The following is a 19349-nucleotide window of genomic DNA, read 5'->3' on the forward strand; positions in this document are numbered from 1 at the left end:
AGATTAAAAATTCAAAATGACTACTTAGCCGGCAGAATTTACAGCTAAGATCAAGCAGAGCCAGAGGTCAGCATAAATGCAATAAAAAAGAGTCACAGTCTTCAAAAAAACTTGGCTATCAAAAAAATCAATAAATTTATATATCTGGCTTGCTCCCGATTATCAATCTTTATTATCAATCTCTTTAGTCTTTAAAATAATATTAAGTTTTTCTTCAAAATTGATTTGTAAATTGCGGTATGAAAATATTGATTATAGAAGATGAGCAGGAAATTGCTCAAAACATTGCAACTTATTTTAAGACCAATGGTGTTCAGTGTGAAACCGCTGGAAACTCTAATATGGCTTTAAACAAAATTAATAATTATGACTACGATTGTATCTTATTAGATTTGATGCTTCCTGACGGTGATGGTTTTGACATTTTAAAAGAATTAAAAAGCAAAAACAAAACAGAGGGCGTAATCATTATATCTGCAAAAGAAAATTTAGATACACGTATTGAAGGTTTTAATCTTGGTGCAGATGATTTTTTAACCAAACCTTTTCATCTTTCCGAACTTTTAGTGCGAATGCAGGCACTTATTCGTCGCAAGAATTTTCAAGGAAATAATACTATTGTTTATAATGAAATTAGTATTGATATTTTGTCCAAAACAGTAAAAATTGATAACCGAAAATTAGATTTAACCAGAAAAGAAATAGATTTACTACTGTTTTTAATTGGGAACAATAATAAGGTTTTGTCTAAAGGTGCTATTGCAGAACATCTTTCCGGCGATATGGCTGATATGCTGGATAATCACGACTTTATATATGCCCACATTAAGAATCTAAAAAAGAAACTGCACGCTGCAGGAAGTGGTGATTATATCAAAACAATTTACGGTTTAGGATACAAATGGGAAAATGAGTAAAAAATTATTACATAAAACCACAAGCAGTTTTTTAACGTTTGCTATTATCATACTGTTGATAGCTGCTCCAACATTTTATTTCATTACTCAATGGCTTTATATTTATGAAACTGACGAAGTATTACATTTCCACAAAGGCGCATTTGTTATGGAGAGTTATAAGGATTTTACCGAAAAAGATATTAAATCATGGAACAAATACAATCTCAATGTACTGATTGTTCAAGATATGGGAATAACCAAAGACTCCATCTTTGGTGAAATGCTATTTGATTCTATTGCCAATGAAAACGAACCTTTTCGTGTACTTTATGCCCCGGTTATTATCAATGGAAAAAGATATACGTATACCGAAAAAATCAATTTGGTAGAAATGGAAGGAATGGTAATTAATATTGCCGCTATGTTTCTATTTATTATAATTATTCTTCTTATCGGAATCATTTGGATATCAAAAAAATCCGCGGCTAAAATATGGAAACCTTTTTATAATACATTGCATCAAATCCACGATTTTGAAATTGACAAAAATAAACCGCCACACTTTATTCAAACTGATATAGACGAATTCAACCAACTCAATAAAAGTCTCGAACAGCTTATTGAAAAAAATACAGCCATTTATCAAAATCAGAGAGAATTTATAGAAAATGCAGCGCATGAATTACAAACGCCACTGGCTTTATTTCAAACTAAAATTGACAGTTTACTACAACTAGAACTCAATGAAAAACAGTCTTCTGTTGTAAGTTCTTTGAATAATGATGTTTCCAGACTCAACAGATTAAACAAAAATCTTTTATTACTTTCTAAAATAGATAACGGAAGCTATGTTGAAAAAAGCACTATTATTTTAAACGAATACATCGAAAAACACCTTGACTTTTTTATCGAGCAAGCTGAAGCAAAAAACATTAAAATCACAATCGAATTCACCTCTACCCTTTCCGTTACAGCGAATTCTGCTTTTACAGAAGTGCTAATCAATAATTTATTTTTAAATGCTATTCGCCATAATGAAAACAATGGTCGAATAATTATTCATCTTGAAAATAACCAATTGACATTTTCCAATACAGGACAATCCACTTCATTGGTAATCGATAAATTATTCAATCGTTTTTCTAAAATAAATCCTTCTTCACAAGGAAATGGGCTTGGTTTGGCTATTATCAAAAAAATAGTTGAAATTAATCAATGGGAAATCCATTATACTTTTGAAAATCAATTGCACAGCTTTAGCATTACATTTTAAATCATACACCTCTTATAGAATCATTTACAAATATTGGTTTCCTAATTAAAAACCTAAATTCAGAATTAATTCAAAATTGGATTATAAAATTTGCTTTTTTATATTTCAATAAATTATGCATAAATTATCTTCAAGATACGGCAGGTATTCTTTATTAGTGAGTTTTATCGTTTGGTTTTTACTTCTTTCGCAATTATTAAGGATTAGCTTTTTCATCAGGCAATATGATGAAGTTTCCTGGAATGGAATAGACCTGATAAGAACACTCTTAACTGGTTTATTCTTTGATTTTGGAACCATTACTTTCATATCCATTTGTAGTGTTATCTATTACAGTATTATGCCTAATAAATGGATCGGCTCTGTTTTAGATAAAATACTAGTCTATTTTTTCACTTCTTTAACGGTCTTTATTCTTGTATTTACTTTTTTTGCAGAGGTAACATTTTGGGATGAATTTAAAACCAGATTTAATTTCATAGCCGTTGATTACCTTATTTACACTCATGAAGTTGTATCGAATATTAAACAATCCTACCCTCTTCCTATCCTAATTGGTAGTGTAATACTGCTTACTTTAGTATTTCTTTTTATTTTTTATAAAAGAAAAGCGTTTACCAAAACTTTTACTTCTAAAGCTGATGTAAAAACCCGGATTTCTGTTTTATTATCTACTATTGGTATCGCTTTATTTTTTGCTTTCTTTATCAACAATAATCAAGCGGAATGGTCTTCGAATCGATATAATTCAGAAATTTCAAAATCAGGAATTTTTTCTTTTTTTGCTGCTTTTAGAAACAACCAGATGAAATATGTTGATTTCTATACTTCCATTCCTAAAGACAAAGCTTTTGATGTTGTTAGAAAGAAATTAGCCCAAAATAATTCTGTTTACACCAAAAATAAAAATTCAATTCACCGAACAATTACAGACAGTATTCCATCTCTAAAAAACAAAAATGTTGTTTTTGTATTAGTAGAAAGTCTTAGTGGAAATTTTCTTAAAGAATTTGGTAATACAGAAAATATTACTCCATTTTTAGACAGTCTTGCCCAAAAAAGTATCTTTTTCGAGGACTTATACGCTACTGGAACGAGAACTGTTAGAGGAATGGAAGCCGTTACTTTATGTATTCCTCCTACTCCTGGGCAAAGTATTGTAAAAAGACCCGAAAACTCTAATCTGTTCACAGTAAGCAATGTGTTTAAATCAAAAGGTTACGACTGTAATTTCTTCTATGGTGGAGACGGTTATTTTGATAATATGAATGCTTATTTTGGAGGTAACGGATTTACTATTTATGATCGTGGACGCGGTAGTGTTTTAAGTGATAAGATCAAAACCGTTCGTAATAATATCAATGATGATGAAGTAACTTTTGAAAATGCCTGGGGAATTTGCGACGAAGATATTTTCAATAAAATGCTACAAGTTGCAGACGCTCAATACAAAAACAACAAGCCATTTTTCAATTTTGTGATGACAACATCCAATCACAGACCTTTTACTTATCCTTCAGGAAAAATTGACATACCTTCGGGTACAAGCCGTCAAGGTGCTGTAAAATATACCGATTTTGCATTGAAAGAATTATTAGAAAAAGCAAAAACTAAACCTTGGTTTAAAAATACCGTTTTTGTAATCATTGCAGATCATTGTGCCAGCAGCGCTGGAAAAGATGAAATAGATGTTGCTAACTATCATATCCCGGCTTTCATAGTGAATTTGCCAGAAAATCAATATCAGAAAATAGCAAAGCAATGCTCTCAAATAGATCTGTGGCCTACTCTGTTTTCTTTGTTTCATTGGAATTATGAATCTGATTTTTTTGGAAAAGATGTTCTAAATCCTTATTTTGAACAGCGTGCTTTACTGGGAACGTATCGAAAATTAGTCTTGATGAAAAAAGAAAAAGTGATTATTCTATCGGATCAGAAAAAGCAGGCTTTTTATAATTGGAATAAAAAAGACAATAGCCTGAAATCAATTCCCATGGACAAATCCTTTTTGTATGAAACAATTTCGTGGTATCAAACTGCTGATTTTCTTTTTACGAACAGGCTTTTAAAATAAAATTAATTTTATATTTCATAGAAATACTTTTTAAAATTGCTTCCCGAAACTGCATGCTAATTACTTTTCATTACTGAATTACTTCAATGTGAAAGTAAAAAGCATCAATACAAAATTTAGAATCATTCTAACAATCTGTATGCCAAAACTGAAGCACTTTTGAATTAATTTTATATAAAAATTTGATTATATAAGCATACATATTATTAAAAATGAATATTTTTCACAAACTATTATTAAAAACATAGAAAAAAAATTGGTAGGTTAAATGAACAAAAAATAAAAGCTTTTAATATTCAAAATAACCATTATTACAAATCCTAATTCATAAGAAATTAATATTTTTAATGTGGATAATTGGAAAAATGCTACTCGAAAAAAATCCTCACTTCAGATAAGACATTGGTTAAAATAAACTTTGAAGGAGTGGATAAAACTTTTGAAAATTCAAACTGGGTAAAATCAAATAAAATTGTAACTATGTATATCGAGAAGCACTATATCAACAGAAGCGGATGGCTTAGGGCAGCTGTACTTGGTGCTAATGATGGAATTTTATCTACTACAAGTTTAGCTATTGGTGTGGCTGCGGCAAGCCATACAAGAGATCCTATTTTACTTGCAGCATTAGCAGGATTAGTTGCAGGAGCACTTTCAATGGCTGCAGGAGAATATGTTTCGGTAAATTCTCAGGCAGATGTTGAAACGGCTGATTTAGAACGAGAAAAAATGGAATTGGAAACCATTCCAGAATCTGAACTTGAAGAACTTACTCATATTTACATGCAAAGAGGACTAAATCAAGAACTAGCAAAGCAGGTAGCTGTTGAATTAACTGCACATAATGCACTTGAAAGTCATGCAAGGGACGAATTAGGTATTAATGAATTCACTCAGGCAAATCCATTAATGGCTGCTTTTGCTTCAGCCTTTTCATTTATTATCGGTGGCTTGTTACCGCTTATGGTTGCTATTTTTGCCCCTATAAAAGAAATGGTATTCTATCAATATGGTTTTTCAATACTCTTTTTAGCACTATCAGGAATATTAGCAGCTAAAGCAGGTGGATCAAATACCATTAAAGCAGTTGTACGTATTTGCGTCTGGGGGACTTTTGCAATGGGAATGACTGCTTTGGTAGGCTATCTTTTTGGAGTACAAACTTCTTAATCTAAAAACAAATACAAAATACATATTCATTATATTTTAATTTACTAAAAAAAGACTGTTAAATGAAGCTCATTACACTATTCCTTTTATTAACTCTGTTTCCTGTAAATTGGGAACCTGACTTTAATAAAGCAAAAAAAATAGCGAAGGAAAAAAACGAATTAATTTTGCTGAACTTCTCTGGTTCAGACTGGTGTGGTCCTTGTATCTTGACACGCAGAGATTATTTTGAAAGTCAGGTATTCACAGCAATGGCAAATGAAAATTTAGTTTTAGTTAACGCTGATTTCCCAAGAAAGAAGAAAAACATGGGAACTCCAGAACAGGTTAAACGAAACGAAGAATTAGCCGAAATTTACAATAAAGAAGGTAGTTTTCCTCTTACCCTTCTTCTTGATGCAGATGGTAAAATAATTAAAACATGGCATGGAAAACCCGAATCTACCCCTGAAAAGTGGACTGCAGAAATAAAAGCAATCTGTGATAGCAAAAAGTAACATATCAAAAAAACAAAAATATTCTAAGTCTCTAAAACTCATGGGGAACAACTTTACCATTACAGTTGTTGCTGAAAATGAGCAAACAGGAAATGAGAATATTGACCTTGCTATTAAAGAAATCAGCAGGATCGAAAGACTTTTGACTACTTTTAAAGAAGACAGCCAGACCAATATGATTAATGAAAATGCAGGAGTTTGTCCGGTAAAAGTAGATCAGGAAGTTTTTAATCTTATAGAACGATCAATTGGTATTTCTAAAATTACTCAAGGTGCTTTTGACATTTCATATGGAAGTATCGACAAGAGCTTGTGGAATTTTGATAGGACAATGACCAAACTTCCTAGTGCTGAAACAGCAAAAAAAATGGTACACCTTATTGATTACAGAAATATCATTCTTAACAAAGAAAACACAACTGTATTTCTAAAAGAAAAAGGAATGCGAATTGGTTTTGGTGGAATTGGAAAAGGATATGCTGCCGAAATGGCGAAGCAGGTTCTCTTAAAACAGAATGTAAAAAGTGGTATTATCAACGCTAGTGGAGACCTTTCCATCTGGGGTTTACAACCAAACGGTAAAAACTGGACCATTGGTGTAGCTAATCCTGATGCTCCAAATGCAGCCTTCTCTTATATGGAAATATCCAATAAAGCAATTGCCACGTCAGGAAATTATGAAAAATTCGTGACTATTAACGGAAAAAAATATTCGCATACCATTAACCCTAAGACAGGACTTCCAATAACGGGAATTAAAAGCGTAACCATTATCGCTTCAAATGCAGAATTTGCAGACGCTATGGCGACTCCAATAGCTATTATGGGAATTAAAGCAGGCTTGTTTTTAATAGACCAAATACCTGACCTATATTGTATAATTATAGATGACAACAACAAAATTTACACTTCAAATAACATTCGACTAAAATGAAAAAGTCAAAGCAAAAAAATCTCATGTTACTATGTAGTATTGCTTTTATTGGCATACTGCTCACCTCTTGTACTTCGGTAAAAGAATACCAGAAAGGAAAAATAAATGATTCTGAAATGGTACTTTCAAACAGAAAAATCGAAAAGACAGAACTTAGTTTTCAATCCTACCGTGAGGGAGCTTCCGGAGCTAATTCAGGAAAAAGCGGAGGTGGCTGCGGCTGTAACTAATTTTCATACAATCGAAAAATGAAAAGAATATTCATTACTGGGTTTACCTTACTGGCACTGTTCCAATCAAGAGCACAAAATGTTCCAAATGATTCAACTAGCTACAAAAGCAAAAAAATAAAACTGGAAGAAATTAACTTAGTTTCCAGTTATTATAAACAAAGTGGAGAAAATTCAGCCGTTACCGGCGGAATTGGTTCTCAACGTCTTACTGATATAGCCAATACAATTGATGTTAAGCTGGTAAAATACGGAGAAACCGGTATTAAACATACCTTTGATATTGAAGCTGGTATTGATCACTATACTTCTGCTTCATCAGATATGATCGATTTGAGTGCTAATTCATCTGCATCCTCTGCAGACAATCGCTTCTATCCTTCTATAACTTACCTTAGAGAAAATGAAGCAACAGGCAGTACTATTGGTATTGGAGTTTCATCATCAACAGAATTTGATTATCAGTCTTTTGGTGGAAACATTAGTTTATCGCAAAAAACTAAAGATAGAAATGGAGAGTTTACAGCTAAATTCCAAACTTTTATCGATCAGTTAAAATTAATTGAACCTATTGAGCTACGCACCGCTGGAGAAGGTTACGGCAGCGCAAACCGTAATACTTTTGCTGGAACTCTAAGTTATTCTCAAATTATCAATCAAAAACTGCAAATAATGATTGTGGGTGATGTAATTAGCCAGAGTGGATATTTAAGTCTTCCATTTCATAGAGTTTATTTTAATGATAATTTAGTGCATCAGGAAAAAATGCCTGATAATAGATTAAAAATTCCTTTGGGAATAAGAGCCAGTTATTTTTTAGGAGATAATGTCATCATTAGGGCATATTATAGATACTACGGTGATAATTGGAACTTAAAAGCACATACAGCTGATCTTGAAATACCTGTTAAATTAACTCAAACATTTTCTTTAAGCCCCTTTTACAGATATTATTCACAAACTGGAACAAAATATTTTAAACCATATGGACAGCATACTGCGGCTGATGAATATTATACCAGTAATTATGATTTATCAAAATTTGATAGCAGTTTCTTTGGAATGGGAATGAAATTCACTCCACTTAATGGTGTATTTGGTCTTAAACACTGGAACACATTAGAAATACGTTATGGTCATTATACCAGAACTAATAACATGACTTCAGACATTATCAGCATAAATATAAAATACAAGTAAAAATGATACCTCCTCGCTAAAAACGCAGTTCTAACTAAATTCTAAAACTGATTATATGGTTTTAGACTTAGGGTTCAATTACCTTTAGTATTTATTTTTGATGGGGTTAATTTGTAATGATAAAGTTAGTTCCTAATGCGACAGAACCGTAAAAACCGATTATAAACGTTAGGAAGATTAATTGATTTTCTACAAATGTAATTTGAATATTAAACACAACGCATCCGATATACTATCTAAATTTTTTAACAATTACAATCCTATTATTAAATATCGAAATTTCAACATAAAAATCCATTCGTCTACACTTAAATACCTTTCAACGACACTTAATTTTTTTCAATCGAATATATCTATCGTTTTTTATAAATAAAATTAATTTTAACATTGAATTATATACATTATAGAAGAAATGAGCAGATCACTTAATATCTTATTAATCGAAGACGATGCAATTGAAGTAATGAAATTCAATAGAGTTGTCAGCACACTTAAATTTAACCATAAGGTTATCGAGGCTAATAATGGAGAAGTAGCATTAGAAATTTTAAAAGTAAAGGAGGTAATTCCTGATATTATAGTTTTGGATTTAAATATGCCTAAAATCAATGGGATTGAATTCTTAGAGATTTTGAAAAATGATGATTATTTAAAGTACATTCCTGCTATTGTTTTAACCACTTCAAATAATCATACTGATGTGTTGCAATGTTACAAAATAGGAATTGCAGGGTATGTTTTAAAACCATTAAAGTATGATGATTACTTAAATAGAATCCAGAAAATGCTGGAATATTGGAGTGTAAATGAATTGATATCACAGTAAAATCTCAAAATAATATGCCTACGGATTTTACTGTTTTTGGCTAACAGATAGACAATTATTTTTTTAGTCAAATAAATATAAAAAGTCATCATTAAAAGCACAAGATTTAAGCTGCTTCGTGTGTAGAGAAATTTCTTTAAAAAATAAATTTCATCAATCTAAAATCTAAATATTTTTTATTAAATTTACTTAGGTTCATATCTTAGTAATATCATTGATTTTTCTTATATATTGTATATTGAGCTTTTAATTGCAAATATTAGTTAGACAATATATGTCCTCAAGTTTTTATTTGTGGATTGATTTTGAAAATACGGTAAATATATACCCTCTATTTACTTTTATATTACTATACTTAAAATGAATATTTTTCAAATAGGAATATTTAATTAGCTAAATAATATGGGTAAATTAGAATTTAAGTTTGGTGAGGAAAGTTTCAATAAACTTTTTCCTTTTTTTATTCTAATTGATTCAGCTCTAGTTATAAAAGGCTTAGGAAAAAGTTTAGTAAAAATTTCTTCAACAATAAAGGTTTCTGATTGTTTTACCAATCACTTTACCATTTTGAAACCATTTATAGAAAACCCAAGTCGAGAGAACATAATTGAAAATCTGAATCAATTTATGGTTATAGAACTCAAGAATGAAGGAGTTGCTTTAAGAGGTCAATTTGAATTATTAGAAAACGAGTTGCTTTTTGTAGGCACTCCTTGGTTTGTTTCTATGGAGCAAGTAACTGAACGAGAGCTAGATATAAGTGACTTTGCTTTAAATGATCCGTTACTGGATTTACTTCATGTTTTAAATAACCAAGAAATTACCACTCAAGAATTAAATGAGTCATTAATTACAATAAATAATCAAAAAGAAAAATTAAAAAAAGACAAGGAAGAGTTAAATAGGCTCTCTCTTGTTGCAAGCACGAATGAAAATGGAGTGCTTTTTACAAAAGCAGATGGAGAGATATTTTGGTGTAACGAGGCTTATTTAAGATTAACAGGTTACTCTAAAGAAGAAATTTTAGGAAAAACACCAATTGAAGTAGGAAGGTGTGAATTTACAGATAAAGAGAGCTTGAAAAAAATGGCTGACCTTTTTTTTAAAGGTGAACTATTTGATTTAGAACTTATTCATGGGCGAAAAGATGGAACTTATTTTTGGACAAAAACTAAAGGGCAACCCATTTTGAATAGTAAAGACGAAGTAACACAGTATTTTGCAATGATCGAAGATATTACAATCAAAAAACAATATGAAGAAAGTTTAGAAAAAGAAAAAGAAAAATACAGTCGTATCATTGCTAATATGAATTTAGGTTTGATAGAAGTAGATAAAGATGAAAATATCATTTTTGCTAATAATAGTTTTTCTAAAATTAGTGGCTATTCTATAGAAGAATTAATAGGAAGAAATGCACCTCAATTATTAGTTTCCGAAACAGATAAACAAGAATTACATACAAGGATTAAGAATAGAAAAAAAGGCATTTCAGACACCTATGAAATTAATATCCTAAATAAATATGGAGAAAAAAGACATTTGCTAATAAGCGGTGCTCCAAATTTTGATGTAAATGGGGAAGTATTAGGCTCAATAGGAATTCATTTAGATATTACAGAACAAAAAAAACAAGAAGAACAATTATATTTATTGTCCTTAATAGCTGAGAAGAATATCAATGCGGTTATTGTAGCAGACAATAAAGGAAGAATAGAATGGGCAAATAGTAGCTTCTTAGAAATGTCAGGTTATTCAATAGAGGAAATTATAGGGAAAACACCTGGCTCTTTTTTACAAGGAACTGATACTAATCCTGAGACAATTGCTTATCTTAAAGATAGGATTAAACAGGGATTGCCTTTTAACTGTGAAATTGTTAATTATTCTAAATCAGGTCAAAAATATTGGGTAAGTATTCAAGGGCAAGCCCTGTACAATAAAGACAATGAGATAGTGAAATTTTTTGCTGTAGAAGAGAATATTACCGATAAAAAAATATTAGAGAACCAACGGGAACAATTAGTTGAAAGTTTAGCAATTAGCAATAAAGAATTAGAAGATTATGCCCACATTGTTTCGCATGATTTAAAATCTCCTTTAAGAAGTATCCATTCTTTAGTTTCATGGATTAAGGAAGATAATGAAAAAGAACTGTCCGATCAAACCTTAAGCTATTTTTCTATGATAGAAAATAAGGTGGAAAAAATGGATCATTTAATCGAAGGAATTTTAACTTATGCTAAAATTGATAAAATTAATGTTACTCAGGAGAAAGTAAGTGTTGATGAAATTATTCAAAACATTATTAATATTATCCACATTCCTAAAAATGCTAAGGTTCAAATTAAAAGTCAGTTGCCAATTGTAAAAGGAGATCGATTTAGAATGCAGCAATTATTTCAAAATTTGATTAGTAACGCCTTAAATCATAATGACAAAGAAGAATCTCTTGTGGAAATTGATTGTAAAGAATCTGTACAAGATTTTATTTTTACTGTAAAAGATAACGGACCAGGAATTCCTAAAGAAGACCAAGAAAGAATTTTTAATATTTTTCAATCCTTGGCTAACAATGATAAATCTACAGGTTTAGGCTTGTCTATTGTTAAGAAAATTATAGAAAGCTACCAAGGACAAATATGGGTTGAAAGTGAATTGAAACAAGGAACAACTTTTTTTATAAAATTAAATAAGTAGTAATGAAAATTATACAAGCATTTATAGGCGAAGATAAAAAATGGAACTATCTTCAGGAGAAAAAGGTGTTAAGAAACCCATTGGTATTGGTTTTTGGGAATAGATATCTTTTAGAAAAAGAAGAAATAATTACCGAAATTAGGAAAGAGTTCCCTTATGAACATCTTGTTTTTGGTTCCAGCTCAGGAGAAATAATGGGAGGAAATGTCAATGATAATTCTGTTACTATAACGGCAATTGATTTTGATAAAAGCAGTTTTATAGTTCAAACAGAAAATGTTTTAGAGCATAATAAAAATGCCAATGAGTTAGGAGAAGTCTTGTATGATAAAATACCTAAAGCAGGTTTAAAACATTTGTTTGTGCTTTCTGAAGGGAGTTATGTAAATGGAAGTTCTTTAATTAAAGGTCTAGAAACTAAAATTGAAGATAGTATTTCCATAACCGGCGGAATGTGTGGCGATGATGCTCGATTTGAAAAAACAATAGCTTCTTATAAAGAAAACCCAAAAGAAGGAGAGGTTATCTTAATTGGTTTTTATGGGGAAACACTTGATATTTCTTTTGCTAGTTTTGGCGGTTGGATTCCTTTTGGTCCCGAACGTATTATCACTAAATCAGAAGGGAATATCCTTTATGAGATTGATGGGCAACCCGCATTGAATTTGTATAAAAATTATTTAGGTGAAAAAGCCAATGAACTGCCTCAGGCCTCTTTATTGTACCCTTTAAATGTAACTCCCGAAGGGAAAAAAGAACCTGTAGTAAGAACTATTCTGGGGATAGATAATGAAAATCAGTCCATGATTTTAGCTGGAGATGTACCTAAGGGATCTTTTGTGCAATTAATGATGGCATCCGTTGATGGAATTGCAGATGGAGCCTTAAAAGCAGCCGAGATTGCAATGAAAGAAAGAAAGGAATTACCTCAAGTGGCTATTTTAGTGAGTTGTATTGGGCGGAAATTAGTAATGAATCAGAGAGTAGAAGAGGAAATTGAGCAGGTTCAAGAAATTATAGGTAATGATGTCGCTGTTACTGGATTCTATTCCTACGGTGAAATGGCTCCGTTTAATGGAGAAACATCTTGTGAACTCCACAATCAAACTATGACTTTAACTTTAATAAGCGAATAATGAATTCACTTTTAAAAAGACAATTAGCAAAGCACCTAAAAGAAGGACAAACCAATATGGATGTTTTTTTGAACGCCATTGATGATTCTTATCTCAATTATGAAAACCAAATTGCGTTGTTGCAAAGAGCAATGAAAATTAGTTCTGACGAACTTTTTGCGGCCAATAAAAAATTGAGAGAAGAAGCGTCAAGTTTAAAAGAAATCAATAAAAACTTGGCTGATATTTTAGATTCGATGAATTTAGATGCCGTGAAACTTTCTGAAGAAAAAGATTTTAATCCGGCTGACTATTTAAAAAAACAAGCACTAGAAATTGTTTCCATCAACAAGCAAAGAGAAGAACTTTTACAAAATTTAGAGTTGCAAAATCAAGAGCTAAATGAGTATGCCCATGTGGTTTCTCATGATTTAAAAGCACCACTTCGTAATATTGACACTCTAATTAATTGGGTCATTGAGGATAATAAACATCTTATAGGTGAAGGAACATTAAATTCATTAAACTTGGTACTTTTTAATGTAGAAAGAATGGATTTACTCATCAAGGGGATTTTAGATTATTCAACTATTGGAAAAGTAGAATCTGAAGATAGAATAGTTGATTTTAACTATTTAATTGATGAGGTAAAACGAGTTGTCTTTATTCCCGAAAATATTCAAGTAAATATTGTTACTAACATGCCTAAGGTATATGGTAATAGTTCTAGATTTAAACAAGTTTTCCAAAATTTAATTCAAAACGCCATCAATCATAATGATAAAGAAAAGGGTGTAATTGAAGTAGGCGCCGTTGAAAATGAAAATGAATTTGAGTTTTATATAAAAGACAATGGAAAAGGAATTGCAAAAGCCTATCATGACAAGATTTTTAAAGTATTCACTAAACTAGAAAACAATGATAATTCATCCGGAATAGGATTGTCTATAGTAAAGAAAATAATTGATTTTTATAAAGGGAAAATTTGGCTGGAAAGTCAGGAGAAAGTAGGGAGCACTTTTTATTTTACGATACCTAAAAAATAATGGAAGAAGCTAATATGAGTTACATCAACGAATTATCGGGAGATAATGTTGAGTTTAAAAACCAAATCATTTCAATTTTAAAAGCTGAACTTCCTGATGAAATTCAGCAGTATAACAATCATAAAGAGCAAGCTAATTTTGTACAAATGCATCAAATGGTGCATAAATTAAAACATAAGATTACTATACTGGGTTTAGAAAAAAGTTATTATCTTGCTGAAGAATACGAATCGAATTTAAAGAATAAAACTACGGAATTACAATCTGAATTTGAAGATGTTTTAAAGGTGATGCAGGAGTTTGTAATCCAATTATAATACATATGCTTATGAATTGCATAATAATTGACGATGAAGAAATGGCCAGAGCAATTATTGCTCAGTTTATTACTAAAAATACCGATTTAGTTATAGCCGGTGAGTTTCCAAATGCAATGGGTGCAATCAAATATTTAAATCAAAACGAAACAGATTTGATTTTTCTGGATATTCATATGCCTGATTTTTCAGGATTTGATTTTATCCAAACGTTAAAAAATCCTCCAAAAATAATTTTAGTTACTTCCGATAAAAACTTTGCAATCGAAGCATTTGAATACGAATGTATCGTAGATTATTTAGTGAAACCAATTACTCGGGATCGATTTGTAAAAGCTACTCAAAAAGCTAATTCTTCTACAACAAATACAATCTCTAAAGAAGTAAAAGTCCAGGCTGAGGATAATAAAAATGAATTCTATGTCAACATTGACAGGCGTTTAATTAAAATTGAAATTCCTTCCGTCACTATCGTTGAAGCAAAAGGGGATTATATTCATATAAAAACAGAGCATAAAAATTATATTGTTCATTCTACGCTCAAAAAAATAGAAGACAAACTTCCGACGGATTTGTTCTTAAAAGTACACCGCTCTTATATCATCAATACCAAAAAAATTATTGATATTGAAGATAATAGTGTCTTAATAGGCAAAGATGTAATTCCTGTAAGCCGTTCAAACAGACCGGAACTAATGAAGCGGTTGAATCTTTTGTAAACGGTTTATCGTTATTTCTTTACTTCTCAACTAAAGTTATTCCTATCTAAGCGAATCTTATCTGTGCCATTTAGATTTGCTGATACCTTTATTTCATAATAAATCAATAATTATGAAATGATTCTTGTTCTTTTTAAAATCTGAAATTCTTAATGCTTATCCAGACTGTTCTTAATTGAGCAGTGTTTTTTTTGTTTGATGAGGTTTTGATTTTGAAATTAGTTAAATGATTAGTTTGGAATAAATGAAGTATTCTTGGTATTTTATATCATTTGTTTTGCAGTTTTGATTGAGTAAAATTGTTGCTAAGAATAAATAGTAAAGATTGTAAAAAAGAGTCTGCCCACTTTTATTTAATAAATCAAACTATTGTTCCTTCAATAAGAGGAATATTAGATTATAAATGGAAAATATAAGAGCAAAAAGAAGACTGTTTCAGAATGTATGAAACAGTCTTCTTAGATATTAAATTGGTTTTGGTTATTTTAAGTTAAAGATAGGTTTGTCAAATAAGTTCCAGCGTAGTCTTAAACCCATTTCGGTATAGGTAAACCCAGCCACAGATACCGATGCAATATTACTTTTAATACCATAAATATTAGCCAGTAAACGATCTGAAAATTTATACCCTAATTTGGCTTGCACTCTATATGTCCATTGCTTGTCGTTGTTTTCAATAAATTGGTATCCTGTTGCTAAATTGATATTGTAGAACCATGATTTAGGTTTAGTAATTTGCTCATCTTTTAATAATTCTAAGAAGATTTCTACTGCATTAAACTTACTGGGACTAAAATAATCGTTAGGAACTTGGTTTTTGAAACTGATGTATTGATAGTTCAATCCGCCTTTTAAAACGGGATTAGACATAAAGTTATAATAGAACGAAGTAAAGAGTAAATTACGTGTATTGTTATCGGTTTGTGAGGTGTAAAAATATTGGGTAAACCAACCAAAATTAAAATTGGTACTTAAATTATAATTCATATAGTAATGATTGGCTGCAATTTCTTTGTCAATCAAATCCGAGTTAAAATTTTGCATTTCTCTTTTATATCCTATTTCTAAATCTTGCAATTTCATAGGTTTTATTTTGAAGAAAGTATGTAGTAATGCTTGGTTGTATTTGTTGTTATTAGAATTTGCAGCTGTTACTCCCGCATTAAAAGTGAAATCTATTTTTGGGTGGAATTTATAGTTGATACCTGCAACAAAATCATTGGTTTTAGCACTGGCTTTTGTAGTGGTGTTTTCGGTTTCTCTGTATTGGTAACTGGTCATAAAAGCCCATTTTGTTGAAACAGGAAAGGTTATAGTTGTTAGCGATGCTTTGGCAGTATTTTTACCATTATCAAAAGCATAGGACAATTTTTTTTCTAGTTTTGGTGTATATTGGTCTTCTATTTTCTTTAAAAAATTAACGGCGTCATTTTGATTCTTGAAAATTACCAATGTTTTTGCAACTGCATCAAGTGCATTATGCGTTTCACCAGAAGCGTAGTAGGCATTCGCAATTCCGAGATTTCCATCAAAAGACTTGGAATCATTTTCTAAAATAGTAGAATAATACCCAACACTCTCTTTAAAATCACTACGATAAATAGCCAAGGTTGCCGATAAAGCCAAAAGCCAATTTTCATTTTTATACTTTGTATTTAGTTCTTCTATTTTGGCTTCGGCCAATTTGTATTTCTTATTCCAAATCAAAGCCTGAACATAACGTTCTTGAGTTTGCTTTACAATTGTTTCATCGCTATTTCCTTGGGCTTTTTGTACTGCTTCTTCAGAAATTGCTAATGCTTTTTTATTTTTCTCATCGAGGTGCTCTATTAATGACAAACCATTTAAAGCAATAATAGGGTTTTCTTTGGCTAAAACAGCGTAGGTTCCTTTTCCTTTTGTAATATTCTTAGTGATTAAATATAAATTGGCTTTATTCAATAAGGTTTCTTTGTCACCAGGGAAATCAACTAGAATTTCGTTATAGAAGGTTTCTGCTTCCTCATATAATTTCTGATTCACTTTTTCATTAGCATAACCTAGTTTAATATACTTTCTTGAAACTAAAGCTCCAGGATTAGCAGGCGAAAGTTCCAAGGCTTTGTTTACATAAAACAAGGCGTCTTTAAATTCTTTTAGGTTGGATAAAGTATTGGCATAACCAAGATGTGCCACAAAATTCGTTGGATTTTTTTCAACAAGAGTGCTGTAAAATACTTTAGCTTCATCAAATTTTTTGTTCCAAAGTAAAGCTTCAGCATAATTCAATTCAATTTCTAAATCTCTTGGATATTCTTTTTTTAGAGCAATGAAAATGTTTAAAGCTTTTTCAGCTTGATTGTTTAAACCAATTGCTCGGGCATAACATAAACGAGCTGTTTTGTTATTAGGATACTCTTTTAATATGTTTTCAAAAAACACTTCCGCTTGAGCGAATTCTCCTTTTTCAAGATTGCTAAATCCTTTGTTCATGTCTTGAGCATAACTCATACCGCTAATAATTAGTAAGGTAAAAAGGATCGATTTTTTAATTAATTCCATGTAATTCTGGTTCTTGGTTTATAAGATGCAAGTTAGGGATAAAGAGTTGATATTTCATCTACAGCAAACTGCAGTTCATCGAAGAATAAAAGAAATTCATGAGAGAACGAAAGATATTTGCGTCAGTATTAACAACTAAATCAAGAATATCATGGCAATCGAAATACAATATAGCGGAGGAGTTTATGAGATTAAAGGATTTTTAAACTCGCAAAATAGTGACTCATTAACCAATCATATTGAAACACTTATGAAACATTCCAAAGGAGTTGTGATTACACTTAACAAAGTGTTAGCTATTGATGATTATGCTGTAAAGAGAATAACTGAATTCTATAATAAGGCAATTTCTAGTGATCAACTGTTTTACATCATAGGAAGTGAAAATGCCAAAGTAAACAATCAGTTTATAGCATTAAATTCTAGTACTATTTTACTTTAAAATTTTAAAAAAGAAACCATGAAGACTGCAAACTACACACTGCCTGCAATTCCTAAAAAGTTAAGTTCCGAACAATTGTTTATGCTAACCATTCTTTTTGTGAATGGAGGAAACTATTTGTACAATTTGTTATTAGGAAGAATATTAGGTCCAGCAGCATTTTCGGATGCAGCTATTCTAATTACTTTTTTATTGATTTTATCCTTTGTTGGGATGACATTCCAAATTGTCTCAGCTAAGTATGCAGTATTGCTTGAAAATAATAGTTTGTCACTTTTTACCAGAATGATTACTAAATATGCAGCAGTTGCAGGAATTCTAATTGGATTAATAGTATTGGTTTTTAATCAGGAATTACAAGAAGTATTTCATACTAAAACGGCATCCATGTTTTTTATTTTTGGTTTAGGAATTCCGTTGTATTTCTTGATGAGTGTCAATCGCGGTTTGTACCAAGGGAAAAACTTAATGAATAAATTAGCGGTTACTTATCAAACTGAAATGGCTAGTAGATTATTCTTAACCATTGTTGCAGTTTTAGTATTGCCATCGGTTTCACCATCTATTATTGTTGCTGCAGGAATTACATTGTCATTTGTTTTTGGACTTTTTCCATTTCAAAAAGGAATCTCAAAATCGTTTCAATCTAAAGTAGCAATAGCTTCTGAAAACATTGATAAAAAAGCAATTCTAACATTTTTTATGCTTACTGCATTCTATGAATTGATACAAATTATCATCAACAATAGCGATATCATTTTGGTAAAACATTACTTTGATAATGAGCAAGCAGGTTTGTATGCTTCGTTAGCGCTTATTGGGCGAGTAGTGTATTTTGTAGCCTGGATGTTTGTAATGTTGTTATTGCCTAAAGTGATTCAATTAAAAAAAGAAGGAAAAGAAACACAGCCTATTTTATTGAAATATGTAGCATACATTGGGGCACTTTCTGGTGTTATCGTTTTGGGTTCTTTCTTATTCCCACAATTGGTAGTGAATTTAATGTTTGGGAAGGCTTATTTGCCTATTGCTTTCTTATTGTGGAAATACGCTTTGGCTACTTCTATTTTTGCAATAGCAAACATCTATGCGTATTATTTCTTATCCATTAATCAATACATTCCAGTTGTAGTCTCAGGAATTATAGGCTTAACGCAAATAGGATTGATTGTTTTATTCCATAATTCTTTAGAGCAAGTGGTTGAAATGCAAATTATAGCGATGGTTGCTTTATTATTTTTCCAATTGTCATTTTTCTTTTATCACAATAAAAAGAATACTCGTCTAAAGTAAATTACCACTCACCGAAAATCTCAAAAATCCCTTTGTCTATTGTACATCTTTGTACTGTAATTAACATAAAAAA

Annotated in this window: 17 protein-coding genes; 16 read left to right on the forward strand and 1 reads right to left on the reverse strand. The window is 30.8% G+C overall.

All coding sequences use genetic code 11. The features are described 5' to 3' along the window. Positions 1 to 239 precede the first annotated feature (239 nt). The 14 genes from ACSV4D_RS17190 to ACSV4D_RS17255 all read left to right on the forward strand — a co-directional run bounded on the left by ACSV4D_RS17190 (position 240) and on the right by ACSV4D_RS17255 (position 15000). The gene (locus ACSV4D_RS17190; RefSeq protein WP_439229234.1) at positions 240 to 917 is read left to right on the forward strand and encodes a response regulator transcription factor; all 678 of its coding nucleotides are present in this window, start codon (positions 240 to 242) and stop codon (positions 915 to 917) included. Continuing rightward, positions 910 to 2172: a sensor histidine kinase gene (locus ACSV4D_RS17195; protein WP_439229235.1), complete on the forward strand. Its 1263-nt coding sequence runs from the start codon at positions 910 to 912 to the stop codon at positions 2170 to 2172. The genes ACSV4D_RS17190 and ACSV4D_RS17195 overlap by 8 nt, the downstream gene beginning before the upstream one ends. 115 nt (positions 2173 to 2287) lie before the next feature. Then, positions 2288 to 4246, forward strand: coding sequence for an LTA synthase family protein (locus tag ACSV4D_RS17200; protein ID WP_439229236.1), 1959 nt, complete (start codon positions 2288 to 2290; stop codon positions 4244 to 4246). Positions 4247 to 4726: 480 nt separating this feature from the next. After that, entirely contained in the window at positions 4727 to 5416 is a 690-nt protein-coding gene (locus ACSV4D_RS17205; protein WP_439229258.1) for a VIT1/CCC1 transporter family protein, read from the forward strand. 62 nt (positions 5417 to 5478) lie between these two features. Then, positions 5479 to 5913: a thioredoxin family protein gene (locus ACSV4D_RS17210; RefSeq protein WP_439229237.1), complete on the forward strand. Its 435-nt coding sequence runs from the start codon at positions 5479 to 5481 to the stop codon at positions 5911 to 5913. Between the two features lie 40 nt (positions 5914 to 5953). Beyond that, positions 5954 to 6847 carry an FAD:protein FMN transferase gene (locus tag ACSV4D_RS17215; protein ID WP_439229238.1) on the forward strand — a complete coding sequence of 298 codons (894 nt, stop codon included), beginning with the start codon at positions 5954 to 5956 and terminating at the stop codon, positions 6845 to 6847. Beyond that, the gene (locus ACSV4D_RS17220) at positions 6844 to 7077 is read left to right on the forward strand and encodes a DUF4266 domain-containing protein (protein WP_439229239.1); all 234 of its coding nucleotides are present in this window, start codon (positions 6844 to 6846) and stop codon (positions 7075 to 7077) included. The genes ACSV4D_RS17215 and ACSV4D_RS17220 overlap by 4 nt, the downstream gene beginning before the upstream one ends. 18 nt (positions 7078 to 7095) lie before the next feature. Next, complete coding sequence (locus ACSV4D_RS17225; protein WP_439229240.1) at positions 7096 to 8277, forward strand: DUF3570 domain-containing protein; 1182 nt, start codon at positions 7096 to 7098, stop codon at positions 8275 to 8277. Between the two features lie 412 nt (positions 8278 to 8689). Continuing rightward, the gene (locus tag ACSV4D_RS17230; protein ID WP_439229241.1) at positions 8690 to 9103 is read left to right on the forward strand and encodes a response regulator; all 414 of its coding nucleotides are present in this window, start codon (positions 8690 to 8692) and stop codon (positions 9101 to 9103) included. A gap of 402 nt (positions 9104 to 9505) precedes the next feature. Then, entirely contained in the window at positions 9506 to 11803 is a 2298-nt protein-coding gene (locus ACSV4D_RS17235; RefSeq protein WP_439229242.1) for a PAS domain S-box protein, read from the forward strand. A gap of 2 nt (positions 11804 to 11805) precedes the next feature. Next, positions 11806 to 12939, forward strand: coding sequence for an FIST signal transduction protein (locus ACSV4D_RS17240; protein ID WP_439229243.1), 1134 nt, complete (start codon positions 11806 to 11808; stop codon positions 12937 to 12939). After that, the gene (locus ACSV4D_RS17245) at positions 12939 to 13964 is read left to right on the forward strand and encodes a sensor histidine kinase (RefSeq protein ID WP_439229244.1); all 1026 of its coding nucleotides are present in this window, start codon (positions 12939 to 12941) and stop codon (positions 13962 to 13964) included. The genes ACSV4D_RS17240 and ACSV4D_RS17245 overlap by 1 nt, the downstream gene beginning before the upstream one ends. Further along, positions 13964 to 14281, forward strand: a complete 318-nt coding sequence (locus ACSV4D_RS17250; RefSeq protein ID WP_439229245.1) for an Hpt domain-containing protein — start codon at positions 13964 to 13966, stop codon at positions 14279 to 14281. The genes ACSV4D_RS17245 and ACSV4D_RS17250 overlap by 1 nt, the downstream gene beginning before the upstream one ends. An 11-nt stretch (positions 14282 to 14292) precedes the next feature. Then, entirely contained in the window at positions 14293 to 15000 is a 708-nt protein-coding gene (locus ACSV4D_RS17255) for a LytR/AlgR family response regulator transcription factor (RefSeq protein WP_439229246.1), read from the forward strand. Positions 15001 to 15480: 480 nt separating this feature from the next. Here ACSV4D_RS17255 and ACSV4D_RS17260 read toward each other — a convergent pair whose 3' ends face one another. Beyond that, complete coding sequence (locus tag ACSV4D_RS17260) at positions 15481 to 17541, reverse strand: tetratricopeptide repeat protein (RefSeq protein WP_439229247.1); 2061 nt, start codon at positions 17539 to 17541, stop codon at positions 15481 to 15483. 151 nt (positions 17542 to 17692) lie between these two features. Here ACSV4D_RS17260 and ACSV4D_RS17265 point away from each other — a divergent pair, with 151 nt between their 5' ends. Together ACSV4D_RS17265 and ACSV4D_RS17270 are read left to right on the forward strand one after the other, a co-directional pair. Next, the gene (locus ACSV4D_RS17265) at positions 17693 to 17983 is read left to right on the forward strand and encodes a hypothetical protein (protein ID WP_439229248.1); all 291 of its coding nucleotides are present in this window, start codon (positions 17693 to 17695) and stop codon (positions 17981 to 17983) included. A gap of 18 nt (positions 17984 to 18001) precedes the next feature. Continuing rightward, entirely contained in the window at positions 18002 to 19276 is a 1275-nt protein-coding gene (locus ACSV4D_RS17270) for a sugar isomerase (RefSeq protein ID WP_439229249.1), read from the forward strand. Positions 19277 to 19349 lie beyond the last annotated feature (73 nt).

Origin of the sequence: Flavobacterium sp. ARAG 55.4, from assembly GCF_051846875.1 — a bacterium.
Classification (GTDB): Bacteria; Bacteroidota; Bacteroidia; order Flavobacteriales; family Flavobacteriaceae; genus Flavobacterium; species Flavobacterium plantiphilum.